12 protein-coding genes are annotated in these 14,715 nt (G+C 63.6%); 3 read left to right on the forward strand and 9 right to left on the reverse strand.

Features of this window, described 5'->3' with window-relative positions; genetic code table 11:
- Window positions 1–341 precede the first annotated feature (341 nt).
- Genes ACT01B_RS03635 through ACT01B_RS03650 form a run of 4 tightly spaced genes read right to left on the reverse strand, consistent with a single transcriptional unit; the run spans window position 342 to window position 5,578 of the window.
- Window positions 342–1,688, reverse strand: coding sequence for a phosphomannomutase (locus tag ACT01B_RS03635; RefSeq protein ID WP_445147417.1), 1,347 nt, complete (start codon window positions 1,686–1,688; stop codon window positions 342–344).
- A gap of 19 nt (window positions 1,689–1,707) precedes the next feature.
- Window positions 1,708–2,649 carry an electron transfer flavoprotein subunit alpha/FixB family protein gene (locus ACT01B_RS03640; protein WP_445146028.1) on the reverse strand — a complete coding sequence of 314 codons (942 nt, stop codon included), beginning with the start codon at window positions 2,647–2,649 and terminating at the stop codon, window positions 1,708–1,710.
- A 21-nt stretch (window positions 2,650–2,670) separates the two neighbouring features.
- Window positions 2,671–3,417, reverse strand: coding sequence for an electron transfer flavoprotein subunit beta/FixA family protein (locus ACT01B_RS03645; protein WP_445146029.1), 747 nt, complete (start codon window positions 3,415–3,417; stop codon window positions 2,671–2,673).
- Window positions 3,418–3,469: 52 nt separating this feature from the next.
- Entirely contained in the window at window positions 3,470–5,578 is a 2,109-nt protein-coding gene (locus tag ACT01B_RS03650; RefSeq protein ID WP_445146030.1) for a glycosyltransferase, read from the reverse strand.
- A 251-nt stretch (window positions 5,579–5,829) separates the two neighbouring features.
- Between ACT01B_RS03650 and ACT01B_RS03655 the strand changes: the two genes are divergently transcribed.
- Window positions 5,830–7,158, forward strand: coding sequence for a glycosyltransferase family 2 protein (locus ACT01B_RS03655; protein ID WP_445146031.1), 1,329 nt, complete (start codon window positions 5,830–5,832; stop codon window positions 7,156–7,158).
- Window positions 7,159–7,170: 12 nt separating this feature from the next.
- Here ACT01B_RS03655 and ACT01B_RS03660 read toward each other — a convergent pair whose 3' ends face one another.
- A complete protein-coding gene (locus ACT01B_RS03660; protein ID WP_445146032.1) occupies window positions 7,171–8,772 on the reverse strand; it encodes a 4Fe-4S dicluster domain-containing protein in 1,602 nt (533 codons plus the stop codon).
- Between the two features lie 172 nt (window positions 8,773–8,944).
- Here ACT01B_RS03660 and ACT01B_RS03665 point away from each other — a divergent pair, with 172 nt between their 5' ends.
- Window positions 8,945–10,342, forward strand: a complete 1,398-nt coding sequence (locus tag ACT01B_RS03665; protein WP_445146033.1) for an amidase — start codon at window positions 8,945–8,947, stop codon at window positions 10,340–10,342.
- Window positions 10,343–10,378: 36 nt separating this feature from the next.
- Entirely contained in the window at window positions 10,379–11,020 is a 642-nt protein-coding gene (locus tag ACT01B_RS03670) for an alpha-ketoglutarate-dependent dioxygenase AlkB family protein (protein ID WP_445146034.1), read from the forward strand.
- A gap of 2 nt (window positions 11,021–11,022) precedes the next feature.
- Here ACT01B_RS03670 and ACT01B_RS03675 read toward each other — a convergent pair whose 3' ends face one another.
- From ACT01B_RS03675 to ACT01B_RS03690, 4 genes are read right to left on the reverse strand one after another with little or no spacing between them, the layout of a single operon-like run.
- Window positions 11,023–11,646 (reverse strand): ABC-type transport auxiliary lipoprotein family protein, encoded by a 624-nt coding sequence (locus tag ACT01B_RS03675; protein WP_445146035.1) that lies wholly within the window; start codon window positions 11,644–11,646, stop codon window positions 11,023–11,025.
- Window positions 11,643–12,581, reverse strand: coding sequence for an MlaD family protein (locus ACT01B_RS03680; protein ID WP_445146036.1), 939 nt, complete (start codon window positions 12,579–12,581; stop codon window positions 11,643–11,645). Before ACT01B_RS03680 ends, ACT01B_RS03675 begins: the two co-directional genes overlap by 4 nt.
- Window position 12,582: 1 nt before the next feature.
- Window positions 12,583–13,395, reverse strand: a complete 813-nt coding sequence (locus ACT01B_RS03685) for an ABC transporter ATP-binding protein (RefSeq protein ID WP_445146037.1) — start codon at window positions 13,393–13,395, stop codon at window positions 12,583–12,585.
- Complete coding sequence (locus ACT01B_RS03690) at window positions 13,392–14,540, reverse strand: MlaE family ABC transporter permease (RefSeq protein ID WP_445146038.1); 1,149 nt, start codon at window positions 14,538–14,540, stop codon at window positions 13,392–13,394. The genes ACT01B_RS03685 and ACT01B_RS03690 overlap by 4 nt, the downstream gene beginning before the upstream one ends.
- Window positions 14,541–14,715: the final 175 nt, after the last annotated feature.

Genomic DNA, 14,715 nt, shown 5'->3' on the forward strand with positions numbered 1-14,715 from the left:
TTTGGTGTCATTGTCCGTGAGGCGCAACGTGGCATTGTCCCCGATCCAATTTCCCGTCTCAGCTTGCCCGCTCGGGCCCGCTTTTATCCAATTTTTCGGATCTGAGCTACCGCCGTCGACCCAAATGGATACGTTGCCCACGTGAGCGGATGTCGTATCCCAGGTCACCATCGTCGCCAGCCTGAGATCAGAATGCTCGCAAGCGCGAATGTTGTCTGACAAGTGCCCGGCGGGCGGCCAACACCACCCGCGGAACATCGCCTGATCATGGCTGCGAGCCGGAGCGGAAGCGGTTGGAAGTGATTCTGGACGACGGGCAGCCGCTTGTCCGCCAAGAACCGCTAGTCGCGCAGCAGTGTGCTGATTTCGTCGACGCGGTGTTGCATGAGCTGCGCGTCGCTGCGGGATTCAACATTGAGCCGGAGCAGCGGCTCCGTGTTGGAACTGCGCAAATTGAAGCGCCAGCCACCAAAGTCGGCGCTGATCCCGTCCGTTTGGTCGATCTGCGGGGATGACGTGGCAAAGTGCGACATCACTCGGTAGATAGCCGCTTCCGTGTTTTCAACCTTGAAGTTGATCTCACCGCTACAAGGATAGGCGTGCATCCGATCCTCCACCATCTGTGCCAGAGACTGGCCGGTCCGCGAAATTAGGCTGGCGATCAGCAGCCACGGAATCATGCCGGAGTCGCAGTAAGCGAAGTCGCGGAAATAGTGGTGTGCGCTCATCTCGCCACCATAAACGGCATTTTCCATGCGCATCCGTTCCTTGATGAATGCGTGCCCGGTCTTGCTCTGCATCGGGACGCCGCCCGCATCGCGCACCATTTCGATCGTGTTCCAGGTGAGGCGTGGATCGTGAATGATCTTGTCGCCTGGGTTTTTGGCGAGGAGCGATGTTGCCAGTAGGCCCACCAGATAGTAGCCCTCGATAAAGCGACCGTCGGCGTCGAAGAAGAAGCAGCGATCGAAGTCGCCATCCCATGCAATGCCAAAGTCCGCGCCATTTGCACGCACTGCGTCCGCAGTGGCGCTGCGATTTTCCGGTAGCAGGGGATTGGGGATTCCATGGGGGAATCGGCCATCTGGGCCATGCTGCACACGTATGAAGTCGAAAGGCAGGTATGGTGCCAGTTCGTCGATGATCAGGCCCGCGCCGCCGTTCCCGGCATTGGTGACGATCTTGAGGGGCTTGAGTGACTTGAGGTCGATATAGGTAAGCAGGTGCCTTATATAGGCAGATTTGTCGAGCGCATGGCTGAGCTTTCCGGTGCGCGTCGCTTCAACAAAAGTACCGTTGGCGACACTGTCACGTATGGTGAATAGGCCCGAGTCACCGCTGATGGGCCGCGCACCTTCGCGAACGAGTTTCAGTCCGTTGTAATCCATGGGGTTGTGGCTGGCGGTCACCATGATGCCGCCAGCCGCACCGAGGTGGGCGGTTTGGAAATAAACCTCTTCGGTGCCACATAGACCGATATCGACGACATCACGCCCGGTAGCCGTGATGCCCGCGGTCAAGGCATCCTGCAGCGCGGGGCTGCTAAGGCGCACATCGCGGCCGAGCACCATGGGGCCTGGGCCAAGCAACTGCGAAGTCGCATAGCCGATAAGGCGCGCCAGATCGTCATTCAGTTCGTCCGGGACGCGGCCACGAATATCGTAGGCTTTGAAGCTGTTGAGGTTCACTCCAATTCCATTTTGGGGGTCAAAGCGCTTGTTCAAGCTCGGGAATCAGCTTGAACAAATCACCCACCAGACCGAAGTCCGCGATTTCGAAAATCGGTGCCTCGCCGTCCTTGTTGATCGCCACGATCGTTCCAGCGTCCTTGATACCGGTCAGGTGTTGAATCGCGCCGGATATACCGATAGCCATGTACAGCTCGGGCGCGATGATCTTGCCGGTCTGGCCGACCTGCAGGTCGCTGGGCACGTAGCCGGCGTCGACTGCTGCGCGTGAAGCGCCCACGGCGGCGCCAATCTTGTCCGCGAACTTGTAGATGATGTCGAAGTTCTCCTTCGAACCCACGCCGCGACCACCTGAAACGACCTTGCTGGCGCTCTGCAGATCGGGACGGTCGTTCTTGCCCTGCTGCAATTCAATGAAGCGGGTGTGGATCGGAAGGGCGACGTCGAGAGAGAGTGCTTCGATCGGCGCACTGCTGGCACCGTTGGCAGCGGCCGGCCACGATGCAGTGCGAATGGTCGCCACGACGGTGAAGTTGGCATCCGCCTCGATGGTAATGATGGCGTTGCCCGCGTAGATCGGGCGCTTGAAGCTATGGCTGCCTTCGATGCTCATCACATCGCTTACCTGGGCCACGCCAAGCAGGGCGGCGACGCGAGGGGCGACATCCTTGCCGAACGTGGTGGACGGGGCGAATACGTGGCTATAGCCCGCTGCGGCCTTGGCGATCTGCGGCGCCAGTACGGCGGCAAGCGGATGCGCATTCTCCGCGCGGGCGACGGTCAGCACGCGGCTCACGCCTTCGAGCTTCGCCGCATCGGCGGCAATGGCGTCGACCTGATCAGCCAGCACCAGCACGTCGATGGCTTCAGGCTTGACGGCGGCGGCGGCGCTTACCGCGCGTGCAGTGGAGGGGTTAAGTTTGCCGCCCAGATGTTCGGCGATAACGAGAATCTTGCTCATGTCCGGTCTCCTCAGGGCTGCTTAAAGCAGGCCTTTCTGCTTCAGCGCCGCGACCAGTTCGGCCGCGTCCTTCACCATCACGCCCTTGCTTCGCTTGGCCGGCGCGGCGTAGTGCGTCGTCTTGAGATGGGCATTGTTCTCGACACCCAGCGAAGCGAGCTCGATCGTGTCGATCGGCTTGGATTTTGCCTTCATGATGTCCGGCAGCTTGATGAATCGCGGCTCGTTGAGGCGTAGGTCGGTGGTGATCACGGCCGGCAGTTCGGCTTCGATCACTTCCAGGCCAGCGTCGACCTCGCGGGTCACGATAGCCTTGCCGTTGGCGATCTCGACCTTGCTGGCAAACGTGGCCTGCGGGCGATCCCACAGGGCGGCCAGCATCTGGCCGGTCTGGTTGGCATCGTCGTCGATGGCCTGCTTGCCGAGGATGACCAGGCCCGGCTGTTCCTTCTCGATCAGCTTCTGGAACGCGCGCGCCGCGGTGAGCGGTTGCAGGGCATCGGCTGTTACCACGTGGATGGCGCGGTTGGCGCCCATGGCGAGACCGTTGCGCAGGTGCGCGGTGAGATCGGCCGGGCCAATGCCGACAACCACGACCTCTTCCGCCACGCCCTTCTCGCGTAGGCGCAGCGCTTCTTCCAGCGCGATGTCGTCGAACGGATTGGCGGAGAGCTTCACTCCATCGGTCACCACCCCGGTGCCATCGGGTTTCACCTGGATGCGGACGTTGTAGTCCACGACGCGCTTGTAGCCGACCAGAATCTTCATGGGAAATCCTTGCTTTACGGGATGCTGTCTCTAGGTACTTGAAGTCGGAATTCTAACGCGATCCGTACGGTCCGGTACGGATGGGGCCGGCGAGGGCTTGGCGGAGCGTTTCCCTTGCCTTGTCAAACGAAAAATGATGCCGGATGTTATCGAGTGCCGCATCGGAAAGGCTCAGCCACAGGGAGGCATCGTCATGCAACCTCAGGATGGCCGCGGCAAAGTCGGCACCATCGTCCGCCAGCAGCACGTTCTCGCCATGGACCAGGCTCATGCCTTCCGCCGCCATCGGGGTGGCGACCACTGGCAAGCCATAACTCATCGCCATATTGACCTTGCCCTTGACGCCCGCGCCGTAGCGCAGCGGCGCCAACGCGACGCGGCAGCCCTCCATCCACGGCGTCAGGTCATCGACGCGCCCGTGGATGTGGATGCCCGGCCCGGACAATCGAGGATGCTCACCTTCTGGAATGTCGCCGATCAGGTGGAGCTCGATGTCGGGACGGCTGGCGCGCACGCGCGGATAGATGTCGGTCACCAGCCAGTTCACGGCATCGATGTTCGGTGGGTGCGCAAAACCGCCGACGAACACGAGGCCGCGGCGGTTTTCAAACGGCTGCGTCCGGCCAAACAGTTCATGGATGTTCGACAGGAGCTCCACGTGTGCCTCCGGCACTTCCGTCGCAATCAGCTTCTGCTCGATCGAGCTGACCACGAAGGTGACGTCGCAGGCACGGATAAGGGCCAGCTCCGTCTGGCGCGACGCCTCGGCCTGTCGTGCGAGCGCCGGGTTGTCGTCGTGCTCCGCGGCCCGCTTTTCGCGCAGAAAATGCAGGTCAACCGTGTCGAAAAGCACTTTGGCCGTGGGTGCCATTTTTCGCAGGAGCCGCAGATGAGGCGGGGCTACGTAGTGCCGGCAGAGCATCACGGCATCGAGTGTCTTGCCTTCGCGTGCCAACCACACCGGCAGGGTCGGAGCCCAAGGTTTGCACAGCACGCGTACGCCCAGGCTGCCGAGATGCGCAATCTCGTTCGGACTGGAGCGTCGGTTGTCGGCCATGAAGGTGACCTGCCAGCCGAGCTCGCGGAGTAGCCGCATGATGTTGACGAGACGCAGCGAGCCCGAATCACGCGTCGGCTCAGGCGTGAGCGCGTCGATGATGAGGATGTGCCGCTGACCGTGCAACAGCGCCTGTTCCAGCGAAAGGTTGCGCCGCGGCTGGTGCTCGAGCGCGCCCCGCCATTTCTCACGGAACTTGTGTTGATTGATCGTCTGGTAGCGCTTGACGCCGCTGAACGGATCGACGCCCGAGCTCACGCCTTCGAAATGCACGACCTGGCTGGCGGGTTCGTAGATGACGCGGCGCCCCGCCGCACGCACAGCGAACGCAAGGTCGAGGTCTTCGCAATAGGCCGGCGCGTAGCGGGTATCGAAACCACCCACCTGGTCGAACAGCGCGTGCTCGATGAGCAGGGCGGCGCCGGACACGTAGTCGGCGTCGCGGCGAAACAGGAAGCGCGGATCTTCGCGTGGCTCGAAGCGGCCGAGGTTCCAGCTCTCGCCATCGGAAAAGACAATGCAGCCTGCTTCCTGCAGACGCCCGTCGGGATAGATCAGGCGGCTGCCGACGATGCCGGCACTGGGTTCCTCGAAATAAGTCTGCCTGAGCGTGTCCAGCCAGCCCGGCAGCACCTGGGTGTCGTTGTTGAGGAAGAACAGCAGCGAGCCCCTGGCAGCGCGCGCACCTGCATTGCAGCTGCCGATGAAGCCAAGGTTGTCCTCGTTCCGCAGGACGCGCAGCCCCTTGATGGTGGACAGCGTGGCGTACGTCTCATCCGGTGACGCGTCGTCCACGACAATGACTTCGAAAGGTGTTTGGGCACCATGCCGCGCAATCGAGCGCAGGCAGGCGATCGTCCAGTCGAGCTTGCTGTGAACGGGAATGATGACCGAGATATCGGGGGTTTCGGAGAACGGAATTTCGGCGGGAGCAGGTGCGCCGCTTGCCTCAAGCGAAAGCGCCAGGTCTTCCGCCTGGGGGCTCTGGAGTTCCTGGCGTATGCGGCTCAAGGTGCCCCTGATGCCGCGCTGCGCCAGGCTACCCCTGACTCGCTTCAGCACATATCCGAGCTGCTGGAGCTTCCAGCCAACATGAGAAGACATCTGTTACCTAGTCCAGGAGGGCTGGTCTTGCCCTAACATGCGATAATCGCATGCTAGCCCTAAGCTGTTCAATTGAACGTATTTCGTATTCCAAGAATCGTCATGATGCGGCACGTGGCTTACAAGTTCCTAAATGGCCTCCATTTTTCGACTTCGCGGCCCGGCCGCTTGGGCGTTGCGGTCTCCGGGCCGTTGCCCGCATGGCGGCCTGAATGGCGGACAAGACGGAAGTTTTTGCGGAACCCTCTCCCGTGAGCCCTCGACTGCTGTCATCCGTGCACCGGGCATGGCAGGGACTGCGCCGCGATGGTGGGTTACGCACGTGGGACCGGACCATCGATTTTCTGCGCCGACATTCGCCATGGACGCCCAGACATCAACTCGTGCAGCCTGATGTGGCCGCGATTGCGGCGCTGACTGCCGTGCCGAGAGCCGCCGCTCCGCTGGCAAGTATCATCGTGCCGGTGTTCAACAAGGTTGACTACACATTGACCTGCCTGGCGGCATTGGCTGCCTGTAGGGATGCAAGCAGCTACGAGGTGATCGTCGTGGACGACGGATCCTCCGACGACACCTCCGTCCGCGTGCCGGCCATCGAAGGCGTCCGCTACATCCGCAATTCAAGCAACCAGGGCTTCATCGGCAGCTGCAATCGCGGTGCAGCTCAGGCGCATGGCGAGTACCTGGTTTTCCTCAACAACGACACCGCCGTCCAGCCGGGATGGCTGGACGCCTTGCTAAGAATCTTCGAAAGCCATCGTGATGCTGGCCTCGTTGGTGCCAAGTTGCTTTATCCCGACGGTACGCTGCAGGAAGCGGGTGGCATTCTCTACACCGATGGCCGAGGGGGTAACTACGGTCGTTTCGACGCCGCGCTCGATCCGCGCTATACCTACGTGCGTGACGTCGACTATTGTTCCGGTGCGGCCATTGCCATCCGCAAGGTACTGTTCGACCGACTCGGCGGTTTCGACGATCGCTATCGCCCTGCGTATTACGAAGATGCCGACCTGTCGATGCGCGTTCGCGAAGCGGGCCTGCGTGTGCTCTACCAGCCGCGCTCGCTGGTGATCCATTTCGAAGGCATCACGTCGGGCACGTCGGAGACGTCCGGCGCCAAGGCCTATCAGGTGCGTAACCGCGAGATCTTTCTGCAGCGCTGGCGCGATACATTGTTGCGCGATCATTCCTCCTGGGGAACGCCGCTGGATATGGCCGTCCTTCGAAAGCCGCGCGTGTTGCTTGTGTTCAAGGGAGCGCAGGCTGCCGGTGAAGCTGCTGCCGAAGTCGACCACCTGATCGCCCAAGGGCAGGCCGCGGCGCTGCTACTCGAACACGGCGAATTGCCCCCAAGGCTGCAACAGCGATGGGAAGAGCAGGGCGTGGAGATCTGGTCGGGTTACTGGCGCACCGGCGTGCGTCGGTGGGTCAGGCGGCATGGGTCACGCGTGCGCGAGGTCTGGGTCTTTCCGCCGGCCGATCCACGGAGGTATGGACGTCTATTTGGTGATGCTTCGAACGGTACGTGCGTGTCCGCTGTCACATGGCGCAAGGCAGGGGATCAAGTGTCCGGCGACTGATCCCCGCTAACATCACAGATTCTGGTAATTCGGCCCCGAGCCACCTTCCGGCGTGACCCAGGTGATGATCTCGTACGGGTCCTTGATGTCGCAGGTCTTGCAGTGCACGCAGTTGGCGGCGTTGATCTGCAGGCGCTTGCCTGCCTCGTCGTCGACGATCTCGTAGACGCCGGCGGGGCAGAAGCGGGTGCAGGGGTTGCCGTATTCCACCGCGCACTGGGTGACGCACACCGAGGTGTCGGCCACGTGCAGGTGGACGGGCTGGTCTTCGTCGTGTTCGGTGGCGGCGAAATACACGCCGGCCAGGCGATCGCGCGGCGGCAGTTCGCGCTGCACGTAGTCGCGCTTGGGTTCCTCGCACTCGCCCAGTTTGTGCAGCGAGGACCAGTCGGCCTTGTTCTTGAGGGTCCACGGCGAAGCACCGCGGGTCACGGTTTCCCATGCCGCATTGAGCATGCCGAACCACAGGCCCTTCTTGAAGGCAGGCTTGATGTTGCGAACCTGCTTGAGCTCGGCCATGACGTCGGAAGCGCGCAGCTTGGCGTCGAAACCGGCGGGATTGAGATCGTTCGCGACCAGGTGCTCGGCCGCGAGCATGCCGCTCTTGATGGCCTGGTGCGTGCCCTTGATCTTGGGCACGTTGAGCAGGCCGGCGGTGTCGCCGATCAGCAAGGCGCCGGGCATCTCCAGCTTCGGCAGCGATTGATAGCCGCCGGTGACGATGGCGCGTGCGCCGGCCGAAAGAATGGTGCCGCCTTCCAGCAGCGCTTTCACCGACAGGTGGTTCTTCCACTGCTGGAACGCTTCCCACGGCTGGTAGTTGGGGTCGGTGTAGTCGAGGCCGCTGACGTAGCCGAGCGCCACGCGATCCTTGTCCAGGTGATACAGGAAACTGCCGCCGTAGGTGTGGCTGTCGGCCGGCCAGCCGAAGCTGTGCACGATCTTGCCGGGCGTGCCGCGTCCCGCCGGCAGCTGCCACAGCTCCTTGATGCCGATGGAGTAACCCTGCGGGTCACTGTCCTGGTCCAGCTTGAAGCGCTTGATCAGCTGCTTGGTCAGGCTGCCGCGCGCACCTTCGGCGAGCACGGTGACCTTGGCCTTGATGTCGATGCCCTGGGTGTAGCCGGGCTTGTGCGAACCGTCCTTGGCCACGCCCATATCGCCGATGCGCACGCCGGCGACCGAGCCATCGTCGTTGTAGATGTTGTCGGCGGCGGCGAAACCGGGGAACACGTCCACGCCCAGCGCTTCGGCTTGCGGCGCCATCCAGGCGCACATCGCACCCAGGGACACGATGAAGTTGCCGTGGTTGTTCATGCCCGGCGGCACCGGCAGCTTGCGCGCGCCGGTCTTGCTGAGCAGCCAGAACTCGTCTTCGCCTGCGGGAACGCAGATCGGCGGCGGATGGTCGCGCCAGCCTGGCAGCAGTGCGTCCAACGGCTGCGGTTCGATCACCGCGCCGGAGAGGATTTGCGCGCCGACGGTCGAGGCTTTCTCGATCACGCACACGCTGATGTCAGGCTTGAGCTGCTTCAGGCGAATGGCGAACGAGAGGCCGGAGGGGCCCGCGCCCACGACAATGACGTCGTATTCCATTGTTTCGCGGTCGCTCATGGCGGGCTCCATCTGGCTAGTGCGGCACAAAACCGTTCCGTGGCGTACGGAACGGACAATCCGGCATTGTCCGGGTTCAGGCCGTGCCGGGCAACGGACGCGGGGCAGATCCTTGCAAACCCTTCATCAGCGAAGGGGATAATCCACGGCAGCCAGCGCCAAGGACGAGACCATGAGTCAGCAGCCCCCGATCAGCGATCTTGACCTTCGTCGGGCCACCATGTGCCAGCTCCTGCACTGGCTGGCCGCGGAACGCGTGCATCCGCAGGCGCTGGCCGAGGTCTATCAGGAGGCCATCGAGCGGATCAATCCCCAGCTCAATGCCTACGTCAGCCTGAGCCCCCCGATGCTGCAGGAACAGGCCCTGGCCGCCCAGCATCGTCGACGCGACGGGGTGATCGGCAGGCTGGACGGCCTCCCGATAGCGCTCAAGGACAATTTCGACATCGCGGGCTGGCCTACCCGCGCAGGGCTGGCGGGTCGCTTGAAGCCGGTCGCGGAGGACGCTCATGTGGTGTCGCGCCTGCGCGCGTCCGGCGCGGTACTGGTTGGCAAGACCAATATGGACGAGGGGGCATTAGGGGCAGTTACCGACAACCCGCATTACGGGCCCACGCATAACCCCCATCGCCACGGCTATACCGCTGGCGGTTCATCGGGAGGTGCCGCGGCGGCGGTGGCCGCCGGGCTGGCGGTGGCGGCCGTGGGTTCGGATAGCCTGGGCTCGATTCGCATCCCGGCGAGCTATTGCGGCGTGTACGCCATCAAGCCGACGCATGGCGAAATTTCCGCCCGCGGCGTCGTGCCGGCAGCGCGGCGCCTGGACACCGTAGGCTTGATCGCGCGCAGCGCCGACGACCTCACCGTGCTGCTGCAAGTGCTGGCGGGCTATGACGCCGATGACGCGCGTTCGCGTCGACGCCGCGTGGCGCTGTCGCCGCCGGATTGGGAGCCGGGCAACCTGCGCGCGGGTCTGTTGCCGAATCTGGCCGGGCTCGGCGTGCAGCCCGAGGTGATCGAAGTATTCGAGGCGGCGCTGGCGAAATGGCCGCGGGAGCTGGGCGAGCGCCGGACAGTCGATTTCTCCGACTGGAATTTTGCGCGTACACGTCGCGCCGGTTTGCTGCTGATGGAAGCGGAGATGATGGGCACCTTCGCCGACGATCTTGCCGACACCGATCATCGCGTATCCGAACATTTTCGCCGCTTGCTGGGCTATGCCGCCGCCAAGACCGCGGCGGACTACGCCGCCGCAGATCGCGTGCTGGATGCGGCGACACTCAAGATGCGTAGGTTGTTCGCCCAGATCGACGTCCTCGTCTTGCCCACCACGCCGCAGGGTGCGTTCCCGCTGGATGGTCCCGTGCCGGATTCCCAGGCCGATCTCACCAGTTTCGCCAGCCTGGCCGGCTGCCCCGCGGTAAGCATTCCGATGGGCTACCTGCCTAATGGCATGCCGATAGGCTTGCAGCTCGTGGGCGCCCGCGGCTCTGACCTGCGCCTGCTTGAACTGGCGTCGGTGTGTGCCTCTACGCTGGATGTCGAGCCAGCGTATCCGGCGATTACCTGACCGATGAGCCGGATGCGATCGTAGGGAGATGTTCGGATGAGTCTGTTCGAGGATGCATCGTCGCGTGGCTGGCAACGATTGCCGCTGCCGGGTGCCGAGCTGTCACTGTGGCCACACTGGCTGGCACCGGTCGATGCTGATGGCCTGCTCGCCGACCTGCTGGCGACCATCGCCTGGGAAATCCATCGGATTCGCATCTACGGTCGCGAGGTCGAGTCGCCCCGCTTGAGTTGCTGGATCGGCGACGCGGACGCCACCTACGTCTATTCGCGCACGCGCTTTGAACCGCACCCGTGGACTCCCGCGTTGGCGGCTTTGCGAGCCCGTGTGGAAGCAGCGTGTGGGACGCGCTTCAACAGCGTGCTGGCGAACCTTTATCGCAATGGCCAGGACTCGATGGGCTGGCATAGCGACAACGAGCCCGAGTTGGGCAGGCAACCGGTGATTGCGTCATTGAGCCTGGGAGCGGTGCGCCGGTTTCGCCTGCGTGCCAAACGCGGCGAAGGTAAGCGCGACGTGCATGTGGTCGAACTGGGACATGGCAGTCTGCTGCGCATGGCCGGCGACACGCAGCATCTTTATGTGCACGATCTGCCCAAGACGAAGGCCGCGGTCGGGCCGCGGATCAATCTGACCTTTCGCCAGGTGCATACGGCATCGACGGGTGTTGTCGGCTGAACTCAGTTGCTGGCCTGCCGGTTGCGCGCGGGTTGTTGCAGCGTCCATGACACCAGCTGCGCCGCCAGCGCATCGGTGGCCTGTCCAAAGGCGGTCACCACCTGCGGTACCGCCGATCCGTTCACCGGCTGGGTGATTTCGAAGCGATGGGTAGCGATGATGCGCAGGCCGGCGTTGCTGATCAGGCGCGCGTCAAAGCGGATAACCACGACAGGATGGTCGCCCTGGTACTCGGTCTGAAACGCGCGCATGTCGCCGGTCAGGATGTAGTCGGCTTGCACGCTCGAATCGTCGCTGCTGACAGCGGCAACGCGCCCGTCGTCATGAAAGGCGTCGATCAGGCGATTGCGCAGCAAGGTCGTCGCAGGGTCGCTCCATCGAGCGCCCCGGTACACGGTCATGACGTCGCCTTGCGGCAAGACCACGATGCGCGCGCTGTCGATCATGCGCCCGCCCTGCGGTGTATCGACGCGCAGTGACCAGTTGACGGGCGAGGCGTCGGCACGGGGCAGGGCCGTGACCGGCAGGCGGTAAGTTTCCTGTGGTTCCGGCTTGGGGAAGATCGAGCATGCGCCAAGCAACAGGATGGCCGTCAACGCGGGCACAAAGCGGGCGAAATACCTCATGGCACGAACTCCTTGCTGCGGTCGCGGCCTAGCAGAAAGCGAGCCGGGTTATCGTCGAGGCGGCTCGAGATGCCGCGCATGGTGCCGGCCGCATCGCGCAGCTCGCGGATCGCCGGGCCAAGCTCGCTAAGGCCTTGCAAGCCGCCGTTGACGGCGGCGCGGTTGTCGTTGAGCAACTGGTCGATGGTGGCGGAGGAGCTCTGCAGCGAGGCCATCGTCTTCTGCGCGCTGTCCAGGGTGGCGCGTGCCTGGTTGTCGACCAGGCCATTGGTGTTGCGTACCAGTTGATCGGTCTGCGCCAGCGTCGCGTTGGCCTGCTTGCTCGCCTGGGCCAGCTGCTGCACCAATTGGCGAATGTCGTCGTCCTGCTCGGCGAAGGCACCGGTCACCTTGTCCAGATGATCGAGTGTGTGGTTGATGTGCTCGATGTTTTTCGGTGACAACAGTTCGGTGGCACGGTCGACGACCTCGTTGATGCTGACCAACAGATCCCCACCGCCAGCGCGAAGACGGGCAAGCGGCGACGGGTCGGCCACGATCACCGGCAGGTTGCCGTTGCTCCCCACCAGCGGAGGGCTCCCCGGCGAACCGCCGCTGAGCTGGATGATCGACAGTCCGGTAACGCCGGTCAGCGCCAGCACGGCACGGGTGTCCTGGTGCATGGGGGTGTCGGCGCCCAGGCGGACTCTTGCAAGCACCTTGCGTGGGTCGGTGGGATCGAGCCGGAGCTGGGTAACCTCGCCGACCCGGATGCCGTTCATTTCCACCGCGCTGCCTTGCGAGAGGCCAGTCACCGCCTCCTGGAAGACGATTTGCAACTGGACGAATTGGCGGTCGGAGCTGGACCGGGCCAGCCATAGCGCAAACAGCAGGGCCGCGGCCACCACGATTACCGTGAACAGGCCGATCAGTACGTGATGGGCTCGCGTTTCCATATCACTTCACCTCGTGCGAGAGCTCGGCGGCACGCGCGTCTTCGGCAGCGCGGCCACGCGGACCATGAAAATAGGCTTGCACCCACGCGTCGTCGGTTTTCGCGACCACGTCGATGGGGCCAATCACCAAGACCTTTTTCTGCGACAACACGGCGACGCGGTCGCAGGTGGTGTAGAGCGTGTCGAGGTCATGCGTGACCAGGAACACGGTGAGCCCCAGCGCGTCGCGCAGGGTCAGGATCAGCTGGTCGAAAGCGGCTGCGCTGATCGGGTCCAAACCGGCCGTGGGTTCATCCAGGAACAGGATTTCCGGATCGAGCGACAGTGAGCGCGCCAGCGCCGCGCGCTTCACCATGCCGCCCGACAGCTCCGATGGATACTTGGTTTCGGTGCCGGCCGGCAGGCCCGCCAGGGCCAGTTTCACCCCAGCCAGCTGCTGGGCATCCGGCCGCGTCAGGCCCGCATGCTCGATCAGTGGCATGGCGACGTTCTCGACCACATTGAGCGAGGAGAACAGCGCGCCGTTTTGAAACAGCACGCCAAACCGACGCTCGACCAGCGAGCGACGTTCGGGCGAGAGGCTCAGCAGATCCTCATCAAAGACGCGCACCTGCCCGGAAGTCGGACGAAGCAGACCCACGATGCTGCGTAGCAAGACCGACTTGCCGGTGCCGGAGCCGCCGACCACGCCAAGAATCTCGCCGCGGCGAACGTCCAGGTCCAGATGCTCATGCACGGTCTGGGTGCCGAAGCGGTTGACCAGGTTACGCACCTGGATGACATCGTCCGGCGGCTTGGTCGTCACCGCGTTCACCAGCCCATCTCCATATAGAACAGCGCGGCCACGGCATCGATGAGGATCACCACGAAGATGCACTGCACCACGCTCGAGGTGGTGTGCTCGCCCACCGATTCGGCGCTGCCGGTGACCTTGAAGCCCTCGAGGCAGCCGATCACGGCGATCAGGAAGGCGAACACCGGCGCCTTGGCGATGCCGACCAGGAAATGCTCCACGCCAATATTCGTCTTGACCACGTTGACGAACATGATCGGCGAGATATCCAGGACAAGTGCGCAGACCACGCCGCCGCCAATAATGCCGGCCATCGTGGCCAGGAAGGCGAGCATGGGTAGCGATATCAGCAGCGCGAGCACGCGCGGCAACACCAGCAACTCCATCGGATCCAAGCCCAGCGCACGAATCGCGTCAATCTCCTCGTTCGCCTTCATCGAGCCGATCTGCGCCGTGAAGGCGCTGGCGGTGCGGCCGGCCATCAGGATCGCGGTAAGCAAGACGCCGAATTCGCGCATGAAAGAGAACGCCACCAGGTTGACGGTGTAAATGGTCGCGCCGAAGTCGGCCAAAATCGTGGAGCCAAGGAAGGCCACCACGGCGCCCACCATGAAGGTGAGCAGGACGACGATGGGTACGGCATCCAGGCCGGTCTGCTCGATATGCGCCGCCAGCGACGTGACCCGCCAGCGGCGCGGTCGCCAAAGGGTTTGGGCCAGCGTCTGCAAGGTGAGCCCGACGAAGCCCAAGAGCGCGAGCTGCTGCTGCCAGACCGCCTCCATCGCGGCACCGATGCGCGCAAGCAGGTCGGTGACGGCGTTGCCCTGATGCGTCTTTCGGGTCGGCTCGCGGCAGCCGGCCAGCGCCGTGCCCACAGTTTGCAACAGGGCGCGGCGGGCGGCTGTTATTCCCGGTGCTGCGTGCGCCAGGTCGCCGAGACGGGCTGCGCCCAGCAGACCGACCAACAAGGAGGCTCCGGCGGTATCCAGCGAGCCGAGTTGGTCCAGGTCGACGGTGGTATCGCCGCGCAGCGGCGTCTTGATCAGCCCAACGGCTCGCTCGAGTTCGGCGTAATGGGCCAGCGTCCAGTCACCCGCAACGCGCAGGCAGGGGGGCGTCGCCGTGGCATCGAGTTGTGCGCTTCCCGTCGCCATCGATGTGCTCATGAGGCGGATCTTAGACGAGTGTTACGCCACGAAGGTGACGAAAAGATCACGCCGGTCGGCGCGGATCGCCCCCGCGCGTTTCCGGCTGTCTGCGGCAAGTGATCGTGTTCCTTCTGGTGACTTCCGCTAGATTTCCACGGATGATCTCCAGCCACCCCCGGGCGATCGAGCCAGA

Source organism: Dyella sp. Tek66A03, from assembly GCF_052567735.1.

Excerpts from the sequence above, each read along its gene's own strand:
- ACT01B_RS03640 (WP_445146028.1), bottom strand. The coding sequence starts at position 2,649 with ATGAGCAAGATTCTCGTTATCGCCGAACATCTGGGCGGCAAACTTAAC.
- ACT01B_RS03645 (WP_445146029.1), bottom strand. The coding sequence starts at position 3,417 with ATGAAGATTCTGGTCGGCTACAAGCGCGTCGTGGACTACAACGTCCGC.
- ACT01B_RS03650 (WP_445146030.1), bottom strand. The coding sequence starts at position 5,578 with ATGTCTTCTCATGTTGGCTGGAAGCTCCAGCAGCTCGGATATGTGCTG.
- ACT01B_RS03660 (WP_445146032.1), bottom strand. The coding sequence starts at position 8,772 with ATGAGCGACCGCGAAACAATGGAATACGACGTCATTGTCGTGGGCGCG.
- ACT01B_RS03665 (WP_445146033.1), top strand. The coding sequence starts at position 8,945 with ATGAGTCAGCAGCCCCCGATCAGCGATCTTGACCTTCGTCGGGCCACC.
- ACT01B_RS03670 (WP_445146034.1), top strand. The coding sequence starts at position 10,379 with ATGAGTCTGTTCGAGGATGCATCGTCGCGTGGCTGGCAACGATTGCCG.
- ACT01B_RS03675 (WP_445146035.1), bottom strand. The coding sequence starts at position 11,646 with ATGAGGTATTTCGCCCGCTTTGTGCCCGCGTTGACGGCCATCCTGTTG.
- ACT01B_RS03680 (WP_445146036.1), bottom strand. The coding sequence starts at position 12,581 with ATGGAAACGCGAGCCCATCACGTACTGATCGGCCTGTTCACGGTAATC.
- ACT01B_RS03690 (WP_445146038.1), bottom strand. The coding sequence starts at position 14,540 with ATGAGCACATCGATGGCGACGGGAAGCGCACAACTCGATGCCACGGCG.